Here is an 18,277-nt window from a genome sequence, read left to right on the forward strand (position 1 = left end):
CAGAAAGCCCCGAGTGTAGCGGTCACCTGGGGCTGGGGACGTTGTGACCTGATGGCTGATTTGGGCAACAACGCCGCTGGCCGATGGAACTGGCTGAAAGAGACAGAGGGGGAGGGATATAACATTGGTGGTGCTGACGCCGCGGTGCTGCTACAGGAAAACCCGCAATTTACGGGAAGGTGGAGTTGACGCTGGCCGGCACAGCCCACAGGATAGGGGACGCAAACAGCCCTCGCGTCAACGGCGCTCGGGGTTATCAAAATCACTTTTGAACAATCAATATCAACATTCGATGGAGTCCTTGCCATGTTTGCCACCACTGTGCGCTTTATGAAGCATCAGCTGGGCCACCCCGCCCGCCTGAATGCCCTGCTGGCCACCGATCCCGCCCTGGGCTATGCCCTCGAGCTGCCCCCCTCTGTCAGTACCGACAGCATCACTCGCTGGCACGAATGGCGACCAGCAGGCTGGAACGCCCAACCCGGCGAGCTGCGCGGCTGGGCACGGATCAATGGCCAATACCAGGGTCATGCCATCCTGAACGGTGCGCTGGCCACCCTCTGCGAACAGGCACAATTTGAAGACTGGACGTGTGATATTCGCCAAGTGCAGGTGCTCTCTGCCTCCAAGAGCCCCCTCGAAGCCTTTGCCGATCTGGATGCCTTTGCCGAGGCCCGTTGCCGGGGCTACCTCGATGACGCCAGCTCCGACAACATCGCCCGCAACCTGGTCCATGGCGAGGTCAGGATCATGCAACCGGGTCGCGGCGACTATTTTCTCTACCACGGCTGGGATGGCCGGCTCTGCCTCATCAACAGCGGCGGCAGTCACCACTTTGCCACCGCCCGTTACCTGGCCGGCGTCGCCCGCCAACCGGTCGAGCTCAAAGGGATGCTCAAGGGCTACCTGCTCAACCCTGCCGCCGTCACCGGCCTGACAGACGAATATGAGCTGTTCGCCATCACCCGGGATCCGCTGCTCTGGGATGAGTTGTTTGAGTCGATGCGTGCATTGCAGGCCACCTGGTTTGCCGGCGACTTACCCCGCCCTCACCGCGAGGGGCGGGCACTGCTGCTGCCCAGGGACGACCGCAATTCGATGAAGGTGGCCAGCGCCCTGCGCAAGGCCGGAGTGACCGATCTAGGGAGTTACCTGCAGCGGCAAGTCCATCGCCAACATGACTATCCGGTCGGGGCGATCATGGCCGGTTGTCACGGGTAACCCCGCACCGTGGACAACAGCCCAGTCCACAGAGGACAAGCCCCTGCTGGACGGCCTGCGGTATGGCACTTGTCCATCGCGTTAAGAACCTCTTAATTCTAATGACTGACTGCAGTGGCGTGTGCCATAGAGGATGTCGAAGGTGAATCTGTGTGTGAGCTGATGCCATAGACATATCGGTGAACGGACATGAAGGATTCAACAAGCGAGGGGCTAATTGATACACCACAGAACGATATGGTTAGCAGGGGGGTGTAGATGGACTATGAGTAGGGGCCAAGTCGATTAGCTGGTTCCCTCATATCCTCCGGAGACAATGGCCAGATTAGCCCGTTACAGAACAGAATTAATAGATGGTTAGGAGAGCATAGTCAGCAAACCATTCTTCAAACACCACGAATGCGGATTTTAGCTGCCATTCATGACCCCTGGATCAAATCCCAACGATCATTCTACCGATTCGAGTCGTGTTGCTTCAGCATGGTTCAGCCACATCATTATAGCCTCAGTATGATTTGACGATAAGTTTATGCCCTGATCACTGCAATGCTGAAGCCATGTCAATACAGAAGAGGATGTTGAGTCAACAATGATCTCTGTGAGCTCTAAATGGATGTGGCAACCAGGTGGAAGAATGCTCGCGTACATGATCATAATTTCGCCCAATGAAGGTGCTATTTGTGTATCTGTGGCCATAGTATCTGTCTATCAATTTATCCCTCGGCAGCATAGCTCAAAGCTCTCTTGATAATCGGGTACGAATTGATAGGGGGGTTTTTGCATGCCGGTAGATAGCATGTAGAATACCAAAAAACATCGAAAAATGAGTGGGTTATGACACAAGAATACGGCAAGGCGTTCAAAGTGTACCGGCAGGATCTATCAATGGCCGCCACCTTCCAGGCAGTGAAGGCCTCCGCCGGATATCCGACTGTGAGACTGGAGTTGGCACCAATGTCCGGAAGCAATGCGAACTGGGAAAATAAGTGGGGGATTAATATCTCATTCAAGGAGCTGCATGCAGTTGCGTCTGTCCTGACGGGCCTTAAGAAGACTTGCTCTGGCTCTTTCCATGGCGAAGAGAAAAACCATAGCTATGAATTTTTAAACACTGGAGTAGGGGTCAAGCTGGTGATACATTTCGCAGGCCATGGGCGTTCGATAACTCTCAATGGCAATGATTCTTTCTGGTTGTCGACCCTGGTCATTGATGCCATATCGCAAAATGCTCCCCCGGGATTTGCAAACAACCTCATTATGCCGCTCATTCAAAGAACACAATTCTGAACTGAATTGTTGAGCGCCGATCAGTACCAATCGGCGCAAATAACGCTGCAATATACAGATGCGATTGGCTAATCTTCAGTACCTTCAGAATATCTGCTAAATATATCCTCGCCTGCGATGACGGCGCGCATTTCATCTCTGCTAGTTTCAGTGTAGATCGAGGTAGTTGATATATTTGAATGACCCATCAAGTCTGACACTGTTTGTATATCGCTGCGTTTGAGGTTCTTTTGTGCAAAGGTATACCTTAGGTCATGTGGTGTTGCATGCTCGATGCCAGCCAAGATCAGCCTTTGCTCCATCATACGGTTCACGCTAGAGCGGTCGAGTGGCCTCAGTTGACCGACCATGCTCGGTGGAATCCGCTTCTTAACGGCATCGTTGTCTGTGTATCTTACAGTTTTCCCACCCCTGTTGATTGAGCAGAATAATGGACCGAGGTCATCCCCCCGGACCTCGGTCCAGTTCCCAAATATTTCTCGTAACCCTCGTGGCATAGGCAATGTTCTTGGTTTATTTCCCTTTCCTTTGTAAACCAGTAATTCTCCATCAATCGCACCCGCCCATCTGATATGCTCAATCCGTAGGCCAACCACTTCCATTCGACGTAACCCACACCCCCTCATAACGGACAAGATAGCCATATCACGAAGCCCTTTAGGACTTTTGTCAGCTCCCAGCATACTAAAGAGGCAAGAAATCTCGTCGTCAGTTAGGCTTCTGTGGGGGCGGATTTCGCCACGCCCTTGTGAGCCCTTGATGTTCTTTGACGCCATAATCGCATCATATTCACCATGATTGTCATCCGGGATCATCCGTAACAACTTTGCCATTTTTAATACAGAACGAATCATGCTCATATGACGATGTATTGTTTTTGGTGCCAACCCTTGTTGTTCGAGATAACGCATGGTTATCTGGTAGTGATTTGATGTCATTAGATGCCAGGGGGCCACTTCAGGTTCAGAGCCATATAATAGCTGACTGATTTTCGTCAATGTCGATTTTGCCGTGGACCTGCTACCGGCAGAAAGTGAAGCTAAGTATCCGGTGTATGGCGATTCTGGAATTAGATCTATTCTGCCCGCAAGGGTGTTTTCACCATACGGCACTAGTGTTGTTGACGGCTCCTTCAAATACCCCTTATTTACACCATCAATTATCAATTCACCCTTGACCTTTCTCAATTATCCTTCCCCCCTAGCATACTCAGCATTTCATTCATAGTCTGCAACTTAGCCTCTTGCTGAATAATAACGATCTTTGCCGCCTTCAGTTCATCTTGAGCATATGAATATTGTTGTTTGGATGAATCATTTTGCTCTGTCAGTTCCAGTAAATCACGTTCGAGGTTATTAACTTTATTCGCCATCTGTTGCTCTGTAACTGCAGCAGTTTGAAGCTGTTGACGCAAGGTATTGCATTCGATTTTTACTTCATTCATTCCATCTAATTGGTTTTGAAGCATGAGGATCTTGTGCTCAAGCTCGATGCAGTTCCGTTGGCATGAACGTAATGCTTCCTGAGTGGCATCAAGCTGATTTTCCTGCGCTGTGGAATGATCTTTGACCTTGAGCAATTCAGACTTCGACGAGGCAACTTCTGATTGAAGTTGACCAATGGTAGCGTTTGACTCAGCAAGTTGTCTCTGTAATTCGACACGCTGCTCTGTCGACATATTCAGGCCTGATTGCAGACGAGTGGCTTCTAGCTTGAGTGCTTTCGCTTCATCATTTGCAGCCCGAGCTATCGCTTGTGCTTCATCGACCTGAGTCCTTGCCTCCAGAAGATTTTCTGATGCAATTGCGAGAGCGGAAGTAAGACGGGCCACCTCTAACTTGGTCGAATTGTGAGTATCTGAAAGTTCGGTAAGCCGATTTTGAAGCTCGTGATTCTGCGCATTCACCTGATCATTAAGTGCTTGCTGCCGGTCGAGCTGTTCCACCAATAAGGCATTCTCAGCCTCAATTGCCTCAATGGCAGACTCACTCATCTTAGCTTGCTCATCCATGCGCCGGCGTTCGGCAACCAGGTCCATTTGTTGGCAATCTGCTGAAATCCGCCACATCTGCTCAATGAACTCCATGCCGGCGGCCGACACCGACGAAGGTACATTAGCGGAGCTCGGTGCAGGGCGATTTGCGCTCTGCCACTCCCTCAATACCGGGCCGATTTGGGAGTTAGAGCCGCGGCCCAGTCGCTGAATAATGAGCTTGTATGTTGGAGCATGGCCAGTAGCGGCAACCTCCTCAATGGCCCTCCAGATATCTTCTCGTTGCAAAGCTACCTTTGTTTTCATAACTGTCCCCAATAGTGACCACATTTAGCCAATCGCGTATCGCGTAGCATCTCATTACACGCGACACGACACAACCCCAAGTCACCAGCACAGCGATAAATACAGCCGAAACCAAAACCATAAAAGGACTGGAGCGTCAAGATACCCCATCAAAAATACATAGCGCAATGAAATGTATATTCTATTGCGTTAAATCCCCAGTGGGGGTAGGATTCATTTTGTCGGTGTAACCATCACTACACGACGACACTACCAAGCAAATGAGTGGGCTCATGACCATCAACCACGATATGGTTGGTGCTAGAGTTGGAAGCAACGAAAGGAGGAAGTGTGAGAGGCTTGTTTTTAGGGGTTGACCACCGATTCGTCACGCAGGCCTTTCTTGGGGCCACGGTGGCGACCGGCTGCGCACTACGGTTTGGATCTGGAGCGGACTTCGCTGCTGGTTACTACGCGCTCACGGCACTGGTCATGGCCATAGGCCTAGGGTGTCTGTACTTCGGGTTATCAGCGAACTACCTGGGCTTAAGTTGGCAGTTGTTCCAGTACCCATATGACATAGGCACCCGCACTCGCCTGGCATCACTCTTGGTGATGCGCCGTCGAGCTGCGATAGGACTCGGCATTTCAATGGCGATGACCAACAATTTGATTATGTTGGCGGCTTTTGGGGGGGGTGTGTTTTCTGTCACCTCACTCGGGGTGTTGGCGGGGTTCTTTTTCGTGTTGGCGTATCAGTGGCACTTCAAAAGGAAAGTGGCTTAATACAGACTAGGGTGCGATTAAAAAAGCTCCGAAAAAGCCGACTCTCATTGAATTCTAGCGCCCTGAGCTACCTCCCCCCAAAAACTTCAGCGGCCGTCATCTCTCACGATTATTGACTTGGATTCTCAGGAGCAAATGGTACCGAAATCTCCCGCGCTTTCAGGAAGCGTCATCTCCCATGGACGAGGTGTTGGTTCGTAGTAGCGGATCCCTACACCTCTTGCTACGTTCTGCAGCTCGTTCAATATCATTTTTGCAGAGTTAGCGACAGCGAAACGGTGGGATGGGAGAACGGAATTAATTCCTTTCTGTAGGAGGGATGGATAGAAATGATTGGATTGAATATCTCCGATACCAACTTGAATGCCGACAGCATCATATATTTCGGCGAGTCCTTTGGTATCTAAACGCTCAGGAAACATCCCTAATGAATCAGGCGTTCCCATTAAAATAAAATGTTTATTGTGAGCCAGCAGTGCGACATGTCTTGTCACGGTTTCAACGAAACGATAATCAGCCAATATTTGCATGCTAATTGGGATGAACATTTTCGGAGCTTCACCAATAGCATCGCGAGGTATGCTTTTCCAGACATCTAGTGCTTTACCAAGAAGGTACGAACCAAGCAAAAACTCTACATCGTAGGTGTAGGTTGCAAAGCGCATAGATAGCGGAAGGCGAAGCACAAGAGCATTCGTAGTATCCCCATCAGCAGGGAACACTGGGTCTAGGGTCAGCTTGATGCTATCAGCAGCAATTGCTTGGCGTGCCAATTGAGCCGCCGTGAGTTTATCTGGTTTCATGTGGTTATGTTTTTTTCTCCGCTTGTCTTTAGGCATTGTGACACACCTCCGTAAGCGAAATTAATAGTCAGCTGAGGTGATGGTTTTTCACGGCAGCAATCACAGCATGGCAGTTTGGGACTCAAATTACAACAGACCAAATGTATAGTTTGCCTACACTACAATGTCATACCACACAAAAATGTTAACACACTATTACGCGCTTCATTTCATTTGGCAAGGTAAACCCCCTACTTCGTTCAGCGTTTCGCAAGGTAATCTAACATCCCGGTTGTTCTTTCATATGCAGACCCCTTCATTTGGCTCTGGGCCTCCTCCCTTCGCTCACCGCAGGCCGCCCCGGGCGCCGAGACCGCGGCGGGTCGGTGCCACCAGCTACACCGACCCGCCGGACGCAGTACCGGATCCACCCCGCCGGCGGAGGCCACCCTGGGCCCGAGCTCGTCGGCGGCCCGGGGCCACCTGCTACACCGGCCCGCCGGACGCAGCACCGGATCACCCCCGCCGGCAGTGGCCACCCTGGGCGCCGAGCTCGTCGGCGGCCCGGGGCCACCAGCTACACCGGCCGCGGTGAGCGCCACCGGAGCCTAGGATCACAAATCGGCATGTACACCGACAAAAACCGTCACCACTCACCCTGGGTCCACTGGAACCTCCCTACCAGGGCGCACCAGAATAATTGCCACCCCCCCTGGAATGAGGTCTTAGCTTCCTGGCATCGGCGTGCAGCGCCCCTTTTCTAGGCAATAAAAAAGCCATCACCCCTGAAGGGTGATGGCTTTTGGCTTCTATCATCACGAAGCTAGTTGCGTCTGTGTCTTAAGTATCGTCATTACTCTCGCACTAGGGCGGTCGCAGTGTCGTAAGACATCAAGTAAGGTCACATTGATACTTTCAGCTCCCGGATAGCGGTAATGCTCACCCGCTTCACTCGATAGCCACTGATGCAATGATTCCAAGTTTTCGAATTTTGCTGGCCAATACCCTAGTTCAGGGGACAGGCGGACGTTGGAAACGGATAACCGAACAATGGGATGAATGCCATTGATCAGACTTTTTAGGTCCATAAGCTCTCCCTTGTTCAAACGTGCTGCAGCCAGTCCCTATGGGGGAACACATCTGGTCCGAAATTCACCAGAATATCGTTCCAATCCATATCACTTTCAGGCCTGATTAGCTTCGGGTTGCATCTAGTTACCTTGATGCCTGCAGATAGCAGATTTTTCTCCAGCTTAGCTGCATTCACTTCTCCGGCTGCGTCAGCATCTTCCCATATGTAGACGTGTTTGACTCCCATGCAAACTATCCAGTTTCCCATCAGTGTTGCATTGAGCAGCCCCCAACCCTGCATACCTGTGGCTGATTCGACACTTAGAAGTGTCTCTAGGCCTTCGGCTACAGCAAGAACAGGAGTCGGTGGGCAAAGTTGCACGGCACCACCCGATATTGGGGCTGTAGACACTGACGGCCTCAACTTCTTCACCTTTGGCACAAGAGCTTTCTGCCCATCGCTAGTGATGAATGTTTGATGGAGACTGACTGGCTTACCTGAAGGGTCTCGGATCCGGCAAAGGATGCAAGGATGCTTCCCAAGATCAAGTTTAAACGCCACTCCTTTGTGAAAAACTGCCTTATGAGATGCTATTGCCTCCTTGATGTGATCGGGCATTTGCGATATTGCCAATCGAGCCAGTTTCGCAGATGGATGAGTCAAGTCGACAGCCTCTTTAATCAGTTCCTTCTGAGTAGATTGGAACACGCCATCGGGCTGAGTTGTTTTATGGCCGTTTTTATCAAGCCACCAGTAACGCATTCCGTGTGGCTCTAGCGTGATTATGCACTGGCCATAATTCATGTCGATGTACCGCACACCAGGGTGGAGTCTTACTTCCCCACCAAGGGATGCCACCTTCGACAATATTTGCCGGTTCCTGAGATACCGAATGGCCGGTTCAGCTTGCGGCTTGGTCAAAGGCCAGGCCTCATCCCAAAGCTGAGCATTCTTTTTCGCAACTGCTTGATCCCTCCGGGCATCTTCCTCCGCTCTTTCCTTCTCCCACGCAAGCTGCGTAGGCGATTTCGGAGGGGGGGAAAACACACCTGACGTAATCCCATCCATGTAGCCACTGGCGATCGCCAGCTGCTCGAGGACTTTAGGGAAGGGCCAGTTTGTTTCCTCCATTACAATGGTGAAACCAGACATAACCCCACAAGAGTTGCATACTCCAACACCGGTAGCTTCAGAGTCGAGCTTGCCCCTGTGGATTAAGCCAAAGGCTTCTCCACTACGGCCACCGTGTTTTGGGCAACTGGTTTTAGGTGCCTTCTTCCCAGGAATAAAACCTCTGGTGGCATCACCGAATAGGCCTAGGTGTTTGTACGCTTCGACCCATAAACGGTTGTCATTGAGATATGCGGCCAAATCATCCGCAACGATTTCATAGTGCATGTCATTACTCCATGTGGTTGGCGTTCCCCATTTAGCCCGATTACAGGGGTACGGGCTGGCGCTTGCACATTGCAAACACTGAGCAATGGCTGTTCATTGCTCAGTGTTCAAAAGTCCCCCCCTCCAACGTGGAGGGGGGTATATCAGGCAGCCAAGATAGTGCCCTTGGCTAGTTTGAATAGCTCACGTTTAAGGCCAAGGATATTGTCTACAGCAATCCAGTTCCCTGGTTTGAAGTAGTAGTCCATAGCAGCTTTCCCGCTTGCATACTGGCCAATAAAGATGCCAAAGACATCAATGCCATATTGTCGAACCATATTGAAGGTATCAACGCAATCAACGTCTGGTTCACCATCTGTGATGACAATCAGACTCTTGCGTTCAGCTTGTTCTGGCATCAGGGCCAAAAATGCGTTGCTGAGACCTTCCCTCATAGGTGTTCCCCCGCCGGCACAAGTCAGATCGAGACGAGTGCTTGTAGTAGCTGGGTCCTCACCAAAGCGCAGTAGGTCCACGTTCCGATCCCCGAAGGACTGAATTCCAATTACGGCTCCATCGATTTGTTGAACCGCAAGAGCCAAAGCCAGACAGGCATTTTTTGCTACCTCCTGTTGGCAATTCATCGACCCAGACAAATCGAGCATCACCATGATGGCGCTATCAATGCCAAGGTTTTTGGCTTTGCTGCGGTAAACACGCAAATCACCTTGCTTGAACCGGTTGAACCGGGAGGTGACAAAGCGTTTACCGCGTCGACTCAATCCAGGAGCACAGTTGGTTTCGGTCTCTACGAGCTCCATGAGGGCTTGTGTGATTGGTCTAGATGCAGTGAGGACTTTAGGGAGTGTTACACTCCGGCCAATCGTCGTGTTGATCGCATCCAAACGTGGCCTTAATGGCGTGTCGAGTTCAAAGCGTGAATCGGCTTCGATCAATGAGGCCAGCATTTTACCTTTGTCACGGACCTCGACATCTGTGGATCCAGATCCGGTAGCTTCAAGACAGGCTTCTAACTCCTGAATTTGCTTAGACCTCACAACGTTATCAGCACTCGGCCTGCCAGCAGCATCAGATTGACCGGCAGCATCAGCACCAGGTTGATCATCAGCATCAACATCAGATTGACCGGCAGCACCAGGTTGGCCATCAGCATCAGCGTCAGATTGACCGGCAGCATCAGCACCAGGTTGATCATCAGCATCAGCGTCAGATTGACCGGCAGCATCAGCACCAGGTTGGCCATCAGCATCAGCGTCAGATTGACCGGCAGCATCAGCACCAGGTTGGCCATCAGCATCAGCGTCAGATTGACTGGCAGCATCAGCGGCAGGTTCATGATCCGATTGTTGAGCCTTCAGATCTTCCAAGGAATCTCTGATCGCATCTAGAACCAAATCAGCGCTGTCCCAGCAATCATTGAAGTCAGCGGTTATCACTCCCATTTCTGAGATGATTTCAAGCCTAGTCAATAAAGCATCCGGGAAGCGTTGGCGTGCCAGCTCTCTCGTTTGCTCCCAAACTGGGGTGAGAGGCTTGTAGTTAAGCAACTCACATCCAATGTAGTGAGCAAGGTAGTCTTCCAGCACATTTATGGCTGGAGTATTCGTCCCAGGAACCTGCCTCATCCCCTTGGAGATAAACAGCTGCTCAATGGCTTCATATTCGCCACGGAGCCCCGGGTACTCTAGAAGAGCCATCCGGTCTATCCGGCCGTCATCGAAGCAGTTCAGGAACCAACGGTGCACCTTACCTTTCGTCTTCAGCGACTCTTCATATTTTGCAAAGTCAGAGCCATATCGGTGGTGAGCCCCTTCGTGCATGCCAAACCCCATGGCGGCCGCGGCCTGTACGGGATCCCCCGCATCGAAGAACGGCATTAACACCACACCTTGAGTTGTACCTGCAGTAGGATAATTTCCCCAGGTCGTCCTCAAACCGAAGTCGTTGGCCATCATGGCTAACCGTATTTGAATGGTCAGCATTTTGCTTTGAGTAGACTGCATTATGTGTCTCCAAATAATAAAACCCCAGGGCGAGCCTGGGGTTGGTTGGGGTTGCCTTGGTAAGGCGGATTAGTAAAACCCGGCCACTTCGGTGGAGGGATTATTGGTGGTGGTCGATATGGCGGCCAACATCCCGGTGAGGAAGTTGTCCTTGGAAGTGGTAACAGAACTCGGAGCAACTGTTGGGTCTTCTTCCTCTTCGATCTCGAACTTGGCAGTCCTTAGGGACGACAAGTAGATCGGATCGCTCAACAACGTGAGCAAGCCCATCATTTTACTCAGCTCAGTAGCATCCAATTGAGCTGCCCGTCTCTTGGGGAGAGAACTTTCGAACGCATCAATGCTGTCAATAGCCGGTTGGATAAAACTATCCAGCACAGCCATCTGTATGAGCTTTTCTTTGATGTTCGTCACATACCTCAGTGACTTGCGAGTGAACTTACTACCGTTGGACATCGAATACTGGAAGTCTCGCAAAGAGTTGCGAGCCATTTCAGAGATCGTATCAACTGCAGCATCACCAAGTGGGTTGTTAACCACATCCTCATTCACGCGATACGAAAATGAAACCTGCTTCCGGACGTAATCCACGTCATAAAGCGAGGATCGTATACGAGAGGCGAAATCGTGGAGAGACACCGTTGCGGCTGCCTGTTGTATCCAAGAGTCGCATTCAGCGTCGTAGTTGAGTAAGAGCTGATCAAGATTTGCGTAGAAGCTGATTCTCATCAACTCAAGGCCGTCAGTTACCTCACTCAATAAATGGCGAGGTACAGCCCAAGCCCCAAGGACTTGGAAACCGACTTTGCTAAGCAGGGCGATACCCTCTTGGCGAGCTCTGCCTTGGAATGCGATCTTTTTCTTATCGAAGACCGATTTTGACCCCAAGCGAACCACATCGGCGGCTAACGCCTCATTTTCTAGTCCCAAATCAAGGGGCTTGTTGTTCCGGGTCGCAGACCAGGTGGTGACTTTGAAATCCACCAGCACATAGCGCTGGAAGAATTCGACAAAATTCATTGCGGTAAAGGATGACATGGGTAATTCCTTATCTCTGGACAAGGAGTTCCCATAGCGGGAAAACTCCCGTCAGGGTGGTGTTGGCCGATTAGGCCGAGTTGGGGTTGCGATCCGCGGATGCGGTGTGCCTTGAATCGCTGAGCACAAAACGCCACAAATAGTAGCGCTCTCGGAAATGTTCACCAAACACATCCGGCAGCACTCTGATCTGGATTTTTGCGTGACAAATACGACTCGACGAGTCACAAAGGCGAGGTTGGAAGCTACGGCCCAGAAAGGAGTCCGATTAGCCGTTCGGACATGAGCATACTATCTCAGGTGGAGACAAAAAAATCAACGCTGCCCTTAGGCAACGTTGATTTCACTCTCTTTGATTCTTGCGATTGCCATATCCAGCCAGGCACCCAACGTTGGGTGATTTCCTTGCCGGCAGTAACGGGCCCAACATGGCCAGAAGTCCGGGTCGTTCTTTGGCCAGGGGGGCTCGTGAGCCTCTAGTGTCCGATTAACCAAGACCTTGGTAACGGCCTTAATGATCGCCGGAGCACCAGCACTAGCACATGGCAGTTTAGGGAGTCGCGACAAGCTATCCTTCAGTCCTTGCACTATTCTGTACTCGGCTTCCTTCCCTTTGATACACAAAGCGTAAAGGGGCCTGCAGTTCTTTGCCCAAGGCATATCAGGTAGTTCGTACCCCATTCGCAGTGGCACGATGTTGACGGTATCCCCGATGATGCCAATGAGAAATTCATTGGCCCCACCAGCTTGTTGTTTGCTCATCACATACTCAACCACGAGATCTACATCATTGCTGAGCGTGGTACCAAGAATGTTGTGCAAGCATCCTTTCAGCGTATTCATACGAACACCTCAAAAAAACCCGGCTCTAGGCCGGGTTGGTTGGTGTTAGAAGGTTAGTAAAATGCGAACTCAAACATACCTTTATGTTTGCTGAGTATCTGCTTTACCGCCTCCTGGAGTTGTTGAACTGGTGCATCAGATATGCCGACAGACTGCAAATGCTCAAGCTGTTCGGGTAGACACAGATCAATAAAATTTCGACTATGGTCATCGATCATGTCAAAAGCGTTGTGCAGCGTAAGCAGCAACAACATTACGACCTGCCCTGCATCTATCCTTTTAGTTACCCCCCGAAAGGGAATATTGCCCGTCAAGTTGCATCCGTAAAGCACCCCTTCACCTGGCATTGTTGGTGTGATAAACACCCCCTCCTCCGCCAGTTCCGCCATGATGTTTTGCCACGTGGCGACGATTTGCTCTGGTTCGGTGATTTTTGCTCGAAAGTACATGGCACTTAGTCCTCAACCCAAGCCTGGCCGAATACAGCTTTGCAAAGGTGCATAGCTGCTTCGTAAGTCGCCTCATCACCAACTAAGCGATGAGCATACGCCTCGTGGAAGGTTTTTTTGACCCTGTTACGGACTGATGTTGGACTGGTACGAACCATCTCTCTCACCCAACGAAGCAGGCTGCGAATGGACAACGGTTTATCCATCGCTACCCCGTTCGTCATCGTGAGATCGTTTTGTTGAGACTTTTCTACAGCAGTATTGATATCGCGCATAACGCGGATCATATCTGGTAGCAAAGCCTCAATTGCATTGACGTGCGAGGGTGGAACTTTTTGTCCAAGCTCTGCTTCCCAATCAGTAACCTTGTTTGCGATTTTGTTCTTGCAAATCGTACTCATGTCATCGTCACTCAACTCGCTTGGGGCGAGTGGGATGAATCGGTCGATAAGCGCATCACTCAACCCAGTCGTGCCTCTGAACCCAGATAGCCCAGTGATACCACCGTTGTTGAAGGTGAACACACAACGGAACAGCTTGTGCGGTTCCAACCATTCACCAGTTTCAGCCAGCTCAATGCCATGAGTCATGAGCTCATAGAAAGCCACCAGCTCCGCAGGTTGCATAGCATCAGCTTCGTTGAGCAAGAATATCCCACCATTAAGCAGAGCTTCCCGCAACGGACCAGAAACGAACTCACCCGTAGCGGGGTTAACACGCCCGAGCAAATCCAGCTGGAAGCTGGTCTCCTGAGTGCCTTCGACTTGGTAAAGAGGCCACTGAGTTCGAGCTGCGAACTGGATGACTCCGGTTGTCTTGCCGGCACCATACCCGCCATAGGAAACGATGATGTCTCCATCTGGATCGGCCATGAGCCTGCGCACATCATCAAGGAAGGTTGTTGTGAAAACGTGTGGTTTTCTTACCGGCACGCGGGGGTTCATTAGATGAGCATCACCATGGGGGCAACGAACCTTGATGCTTTCATCCAAGTCAAATTCGCTGCCAGAAATGAATTTGTGCTGAGTCATAAAATCTCCGAATACCTGCTTGAGCAGGTTGTGTTTGTGTTGGGCTGAATGCCCGGGTTGGTGTTGGTCGCGAGTGACACATTGCGGACCGAGTGCCATAGAGACAGCCAGGGCTGTTTCTGCATGTTCGCTGACGCCGGAGAGATACCGGTGAACGGACATGCAGAATCAGCCAACGAGGGCTTGAGTGATAGATCACGGGTGAGGAAGTCGGCAGAGCGCCGGGATGTTGGTGTTGGCGTCAAGCCGTTCGGCTCGCCCCCTGATATCGACGCCGGGAGCATGGACAGAATAGCCTTCGGCTGACCTCGTGTAAAGACGGCCACCCCTTACGGGGTGGCCTGGGTTACTTAACAAAAATCAACAGCAAGCATTTCAGCGGCCCCCTGACCGTTGTACTCGATCTGGCTGACTCTGATGGTTTCAGTTGATTGTTTTCTATACAGCTCTGGGTTAGGTAATGTGATATTGGGGTTACGCTTTTGAACAGCTTCTGTCCATTTCACATAATCGATAACCCCTTGCCGCGGGGAGGAATGCAATCGCACACCAGCATACTCGGCCTTTACATGGTTACCCATCATGGATCGCAATGCTTTTTTCAGCTCTGCTTCCCGGGCCTTGGCCTCATCAATCCTCACTTTGATTGGAGACATGTCACGCCAGACTTGCTGCAGCTCTGCAGCAATTTGGGTCCATGCTTCTTGGTCTTGTTGGGTGCTCGGCTCGAAGTAGTCGAGCTCTGTAATCGGCGGGGCTTCATCCCGTTCGTACAGATCCCACCACCATTTTTGCCGCTCGATCAGCAGTTCGATTAGCTCCTCATCGCGTGTGATGCGAAACACTATGAGCTTGCGATCATAGGCGCGATAAAAGGCCAAATAGCCAATCTTAGCTCCTGTCGCCAGTAGCTGGTCTTGTACCTGGGGTAGGTAGCGTTGGTAGGCCTCCGAGTTCCGGCGTTCTTGCATTACTGACTCGAAGGTTTCCCATGCTGGCACTTTGAGCTCAACCGGAGAACCATCGGACATTAACCCATCCAACGAAACGCGAATGAAGGAATAAGTCTCGTGCTGCACACAGGTTGGTATCACTAGGTCAAATATGCCTTGCGACTCTAACCAGCGCTCGAACGCCTGTCGGGCCAGCGGCTCTTGTTCATTTCCTCTTCGCACAAAGAAGTTTTTGCTCAGGTCTGTGCCGGGTTTGCGCCCAGTTTTGACCATCCAAAATGCACGAGCACTTTCATGCGCGTATGGCCACTGGATTACAGAAGCAACACTAGATGCTCCTATGCCACCAGCTCGCCATTCATGCCATTCAGGGGTGCCCTGAACTAGGTCGACGTAGATCATGGGTGTGTCCTCTATCAATCAGCCGATGTCGAGCGCCAGGACGGTCACATTTCGATCGGACATAGATTGCTTGTGGGCAGGAGCCCGGGTTGGTGTTGGTCGCGAGTGGCACATTGCGGACCGAGTGCCATAGAGACAGCCTTGGGCTGTTTCTGCATGTGCGCTGACGCCGGAGAAATACCGGTGAACGGACATGCAGAATCAGCCAACGAGGGCTTGGGTGATAGATCACGGGTGGGAGTGCCGGCGCAGGGCTGGGGGGTTAGTGTTGGTGCCAAGCCTTATGGCCTGCTCTTATAAGGCACCGAGAGCGTTTTTCCATTGTAGTCTATCCAGGTGTTCAATAGCTGTCCAGGCCAATTGGCAGTCATCCACTGGCCGATAAGGTCGTGCTCTATGGAGCCGGCAATTCTGCTGATCCTCTCGATGAACGGCTGACACAGGCATTGGCATGTGTGGGAAAAAAAGCCACCGAACTTCGGTGGCTTTAGGTTGTGGGTTACATGGCTAGCATAAGCTGATCACCTTCGACATAGCGCTTCAGTGGCCTCTTTGGCAACTTAACAACCACATCTGGCAAATGAGCCGTTACTAATCTCCGTCCTGTTTTGACCATCCGAACAAAGCTGGAATAGGTCGCGTTAGGGTAGGCTACGTCACTGATAACTGATGAGGGAGAAACCCCCTCCCCTGTCTCCAACTGACGTTGCAACCGGACTAGCTCGGCATCAAGATGCATGCGCACCAATGTACCGACTTTGCCGCGGAGTTGCGATAAGCTGGTTGCAATCTGCCATTTCCATCGTTTTTCCAGTTGCAGCGATGCTGCATTGATCCCGCCGATTGTTAACCGAGCGACCCTCACAGCAATCACCGAGGAAAGCCTGCACTCCAGATCAAACCCAATACGTTTGGCTTGCTCTATTGCCTCAGCCTCCTGCTCTGCAAACAGGACATGCTCAACATCGGCCCAAAAGGCTGTGTTGTTCTGACGATGGTAGTCCAGCGTGAAGCTGATCCAACATAGCCGGCGCATTTGTCTAGCCCGAGCCAAATGCTTGAGTTCGTGACGGCGATATTCTGCCTGGACGATTTGCCGATATTCAGGGGTACTCAGAATTTCCAGGTCGCTTCGGCAGTAGATGCCCATTAATGACTGGTCACCAGACAACCCCATTTGCCGCATACGTTGACCACGCTGGGCCATCATATGCATATCTGCAACCTTGCTTGGCGTGATCTGCACCACACCAAAGCGCAACAGATATAGCACTGCAGCTGTGTTCGTCATGTCACCAGCCTGGGCAGACTCTCTCATCCGGTCATACTCATCCCAGATGATCCAACTAGCAACATCACCATCGATGGTCAGTTGCTTTGCTGTCTCTACCGGCCCGATAGTGCGATGTCCATCATGAGTGCGTATATCGGTGGCGGCCCTCCGATCGTTTTGGCCATCAAAGTAGGTGGCCGACAACATCGGATCGGACAGCCCATCGGTCAGCTCATCAGACCCCCATTTAAGACCGGGGATCTTAAGCCAAAACTCTTGCGGAATCTTGGTCGCCGGTACCGGAGTTATTAACTCATCCTCCGTTAGCAGCTCGATGTTTCCATCCTCCCAGACACTGCGATAAATCTCTATCGCTTGGAATGGCGTTGAGTGAAAGCAGTGGAAATCCCACAGCCAACTCACGTGTAACAACTGCTCAGGTGACACAATGCGGAATTGGGGCTTCGACATGCGCTGGTTGTAGTCGTTGTCCTCGACTTCACCAAGGAGCAATTTCATCTCCAGATCCTCTGCCCTTTGCTGCTCCACATAGTCCGCGGAGCAGCATAAACGCAGCAGTCGAGCCAAGAAGCTAGGTGAGAACACGTCAGGCTGTACCTTAATGAATCCCCCTGCGTAGATTGTCCTTCCGACAGGATGACGATCTTCCCAGGACCATTGCTTGACACCTAAAAGCCGTTGGATGTTGTTAAGGTTCACCATGTAGGCGTAGCGGTCAACCAGGGTTCTGACCCCATTGACCTCATGATAAAGCATGTTCTCCATGCTTTTATCTGTCCCACCTCGCAGGCAAGTCCAGCATCCAGTTCTTGCGCCGCAGGCATCAGAGACCTTCTTCTCGCTAGCGCTCCAGATACATTCACCTGTTGCGTCTCGATACAGCTCAGCCAATTCCTTGTTGTTGGCTTGGTAGCTTGGTAATGGCAAATGCACTGATGCTTCGTTACCGCAACTCATTAGCAGTTCCCACACATCCCCTTGCGACCAGTGCCGGATGGGGTATAGCTCCCACCCTGCACTTGTTTTGACCGGAGCTGTGGCCTGCCCCCCGCGCCTGGCGATATTGCCAGCTCGAGTTACACCCTCTGCATCACGAGAACCCAGCACTAGACAAACCTTCTCACGCATCTCTTTTGGCATGAGCTTGATCATCTGAGCCTTTACTCTGTTACCTGTTGTTACCTTCAGGTCGATGCTGCATTGTGGTGAAGAGCTAGTGACATACGTTGGGAGGCCTCGACCAGTCAAAACACGCCCTGTCCAGGACGATGCAAGACTTGGTTTGCCGACTACGATAGACAGTGGCAATCGCTCCTTGTCGATCAGCGCTTGTATCGCGGCAAGCTGCCGGTCGGCGAGATTGTGCGTATTCCGGCGAAGTTGAACAGCCATTCCGGCCAACGTGAACACCCTGATCCTTAACGCGCTCACGTCACCCCG

At 51.5% G+C, this 18,277-nt stretch carries 16 protein-coding genes; 4 read left to right on the top strand and 12 right to left on the bottom strand.

The features are described 5' to 3' along the window. From OKC29_RS22150 to OKC29_RS22160, 3 genes are all read left to right on the top strand, one after another. Positions 1-189 (top strand): hypothetical protein (locus OKC29_RS22150; protein ID WP_270669770.1); only part of this gene is annotated, 189 nt, incomplete at its 5' end. A 117-nt stretch (positions 190-306) separates the two neighbouring features. After that, positions 307-1,221 (top strand): DUF6685 family protein, encoded by a 915-nt coding sequence (locus tag OKC29_RS22155; RefSeq protein WP_228520273.1) that lies wholly within the window; start codon positions 307-309, stop codon positions 1,219-1,221. An 834-nt stretch (positions 1,222-2,055) separates the two neighbouring features. Then, the gene (locus OKC29_RS22160) at positions 2,056-2,508 is read left to right on the top strand and encodes a hypothetical protein (RefSeq protein WP_103828854.1); all 453 of its coding nucleotides are present in this window, start codon (positions 2,056-2,058) and stop codon (positions 2,506-2,508) included. Positions 2,509-2,576: 68 nt separating this feature from the next. Here the strand turns inward: OKC29_RS22160 and OKC29_RS22165 are convergent, their stop codons facing one another. Together OKC29_RS22165 and OKC29_RS22170 are read right to left on the bottom strand one after the other, a co-directional pair. After that, positions 2,577-3,695 (bottom strand): tyrosine-type recombinase/integrase, encoded by a 1,119-nt coding sequence (locus OKC29_RS22165; RefSeq protein ID WP_134696303.1) that lies wholly within the window; start codon positions 3,693-3,695, stop codon positions 2,577-2,579. Continuing rightward, complete coding sequence (locus OKC29_RS22170; RefSeq protein WP_158656478.1) at positions 3,692-4,807, bottom strand: DNA-binding protein; 1,116 nt, start codon at positions 4,805-4,807, stop codon at positions 3,692-3,694. The genes OKC29_RS22165 and OKC29_RS22170 overlap by 4 nt, the downstream gene beginning before the upstream one ends. A 330-nt stretch (positions 4,808-5,137) precedes the next feature. On the opposite strand from OKC29_RS22170, the gene OKC29_RS22175 reads away from it, so the two are divergent. After that, a complete protein-coding gene (locus tag OKC29_RS22175) occupies positions 5,138-5,572 on the top strand; it encodes a hypothetical protein (RefSeq protein ID WP_103829330.1) in 435 nt (144 codons plus the stop codon). Between the two features lie 125 nt (positions 5,573-5,697). Here the strand turns inward: OKC29_RS22175 and OKC29_RS22180 are convergent, their stop codons facing one another. From OKC29_RS22180 to OKC29_RS22225, 10 genes are all read right to left on the bottom strand, one after another. Next, positions 5,698-6,411, bottom strand: coding sequence for a hypothetical protein (locus OKC29_RS22180; RefSeq protein ID WP_103829329.1), 714 nt, complete (start codon positions 6,409-6,411; stop codon positions 5,698-5,700). Between the two features lie 1,045 nt (positions 6,412-7,456). Further along, on the bottom strand, positions 7,457-8,824 hold the full coding sequence (locus tag OKC29_RS22185; RefSeq protein ID WP_103828330.1) for a toprim domain-containing protein: 1,368 nt from the start codon (positions 8,822-8,824) through the stop codon (positions 7,457-7,459). 143 nt (positions 8,825-8,967) lie between these two features. Further along, the gene (locus OKC29_RS22190; protein WP_134695607.1) at positions 8,968-9,861 is read right to left on the bottom strand and encodes a vWA domain-containing protein; all 894 of its coding nucleotides are present in this window, start codon (positions 9,859-9,861) and stop codon (positions 8,968-8,970) included. Beyond that, the gene (locus OKC29_RS22195) at positions 9,858-10,160 is read right to left on the bottom strand and encodes a hypothetical protein (protein WP_134695606.1); all 303 of its coding nucleotides are present in this window, start codon (positions 10,158-10,160) and stop codon (positions 9,858-9,860) included. The genes OKC29_RS22190 and OKC29_RS22195 overlap by 4 nt, the downstream gene beginning before the upstream one ends. Before the next feature lie 736 nt (positions 10,161-10,896). Then, positions 10,897-11,865: a DUF3150 domain-containing protein gene (locus OKC29_RS22200; protein WP_103828332.1), complete on the bottom strand. Its 969-nt coding sequence runs from the start codon at positions 11,863-11,865 to the stop codon at positions 10,897-10,899. Positions 11,866-12,192: 327 nt separating this feature from the next. Further along, entirely contained in the window at positions 12,193-12,708 is a 516-nt protein-coding gene (locus OKC29_RS22205; protein WP_128343582.1) for a hypothetical protein, read from the bottom strand. 53 nt (positions 12,709-12,761) lie between these two features. Next, a complete protein-coding gene (locus tag OKC29_RS22210; RefSeq protein WP_103828334.1) occupies positions 12,762-13,157 on the bottom strand; it encodes a hypothetical protein in 396 nt (131 codons plus the stop codon). Between the two features lie 5 nt (positions 13,158-13,162). Continuing rightward, positions 13,163-14,188 (bottom strand): AAA family ATPase, encoded by a 1,026-nt coding sequence (locus OKC29_RS22215; protein WP_158656476.1) that lies wholly within the window; start codon positions 14,186-14,188, stop codon positions 13,163-13,165. A gap of 350 nt (positions 14,189-14,538) precedes the next feature. Beyond that, positions 14,539-15,543: a lambda-exonuclease family protein gene (locus tag OKC29_RS22220; RefSeq protein WP_103828336.1), complete on the bottom strand. Its 1,005-nt coding sequence runs from the start codon at positions 15,541-15,543 to the stop codon at positions 14,539-14,541. Between the two features lie 499 nt (positions 15,544-16,042). Then, a complete protein-coding gene (locus OKC29_RS22225) occupies positions 16,043-18,229 on the bottom strand; it encodes a hypothetical protein (protein WP_270669774.1) in 2,187 nt (728 codons plus the stop codon). Positions 18,230-18,277: the final 48 nt, after the last annotated feature.

The organism is Aeromonas sp. QDB34 (genome assembly GCF_027705405.1).
Taxonomy (GTDB): Bacteria; Pseudomonadota; Gammaproteobacteria; order Enterobacterales; family Aeromonadaceae; genus Aeromonas; species Aeromonas hydrophila.

Coding starts and splice junctions, on each gene's coding strand:
- OKC29_RS22155 (WP_228520273.1), top strand. CDS start 307: ATGTTTGCCACCACTGTGCGCTTTATGAAGCATCAGCTGGGCCACCCC.
- OKC29_RS22160 (WP_103828854.1), top strand. CDS start 2,056: ATGACACAAGAATACGGCAAGGCGTTCAAAGTGTACCGGCAGGATCTA.
- OKC29_RS22170 (WP_158656478.1), bottom strand. CDS start 4,807: ATGAAAACAAAGGTAGCTTTGCAACGAGAAGATATCTGGAGGGCCATT.
- OKC29_RS22180 (WP_103829329.1), bottom strand. CDS start 6,411: ATGCCTAAAGACAAGCGGAGAAAAAAACATAACCACATGAAACCAGAT.
- OKC29_RS22185 (WP_103828330.1), bottom strand. CDS start 8,824: ATGCACTATGAAATCGTTGCGGATGATTTGGCCGCATATCTCAATGAC.
- OKC29_RS22195 (WP_134695606.1), bottom strand. CDS start 10,160: ATGAACCTGCCGCTGATGCTGCCAGTCAATCTGACGCTGATGCTGATG.
- OKC29_RS22200 (WP_103828332.1), bottom strand. CDS start 11,865: ATGTCATCCTTTACCGCAATGAATTTTGTCGAATTCTTCCAGCGCTAT.
- OKC29_RS22205 (WP_128343582.1), bottom strand. CDS start 12,708: ATGAATACGCTGAAAGGATGCTTGCACAACATTCTTGGTACCACGCTC.
- OKC29_RS22210 (WP_103828334.1), bottom strand. CDS start 13,157: ATGTACTTTCGAGCAAAAATCACCGAACCAGAGCAAATCGTCGCCACG.
- OKC29_RS22215 (WP_158656476.1), bottom strand. CDS start 14,188: ATGACTCAGCACAAATTCATTTCTGGCAGCGAATTTGACTTGGATGAA.
- OKC29_RS22220 (WP_103828336.1), bottom strand. CDS start 15,543: ATGATCTACGTCGACCTAGTTCAGGGCACCCCTGAATGGCATGAATGG.
- OKC29_RS22225 (WP_270669774.1), bottom strand. CDS start 18,229: ATGGCTGTTCAACTTCGCCGGAATACGCACAATCTCGCCGACCGGCAG.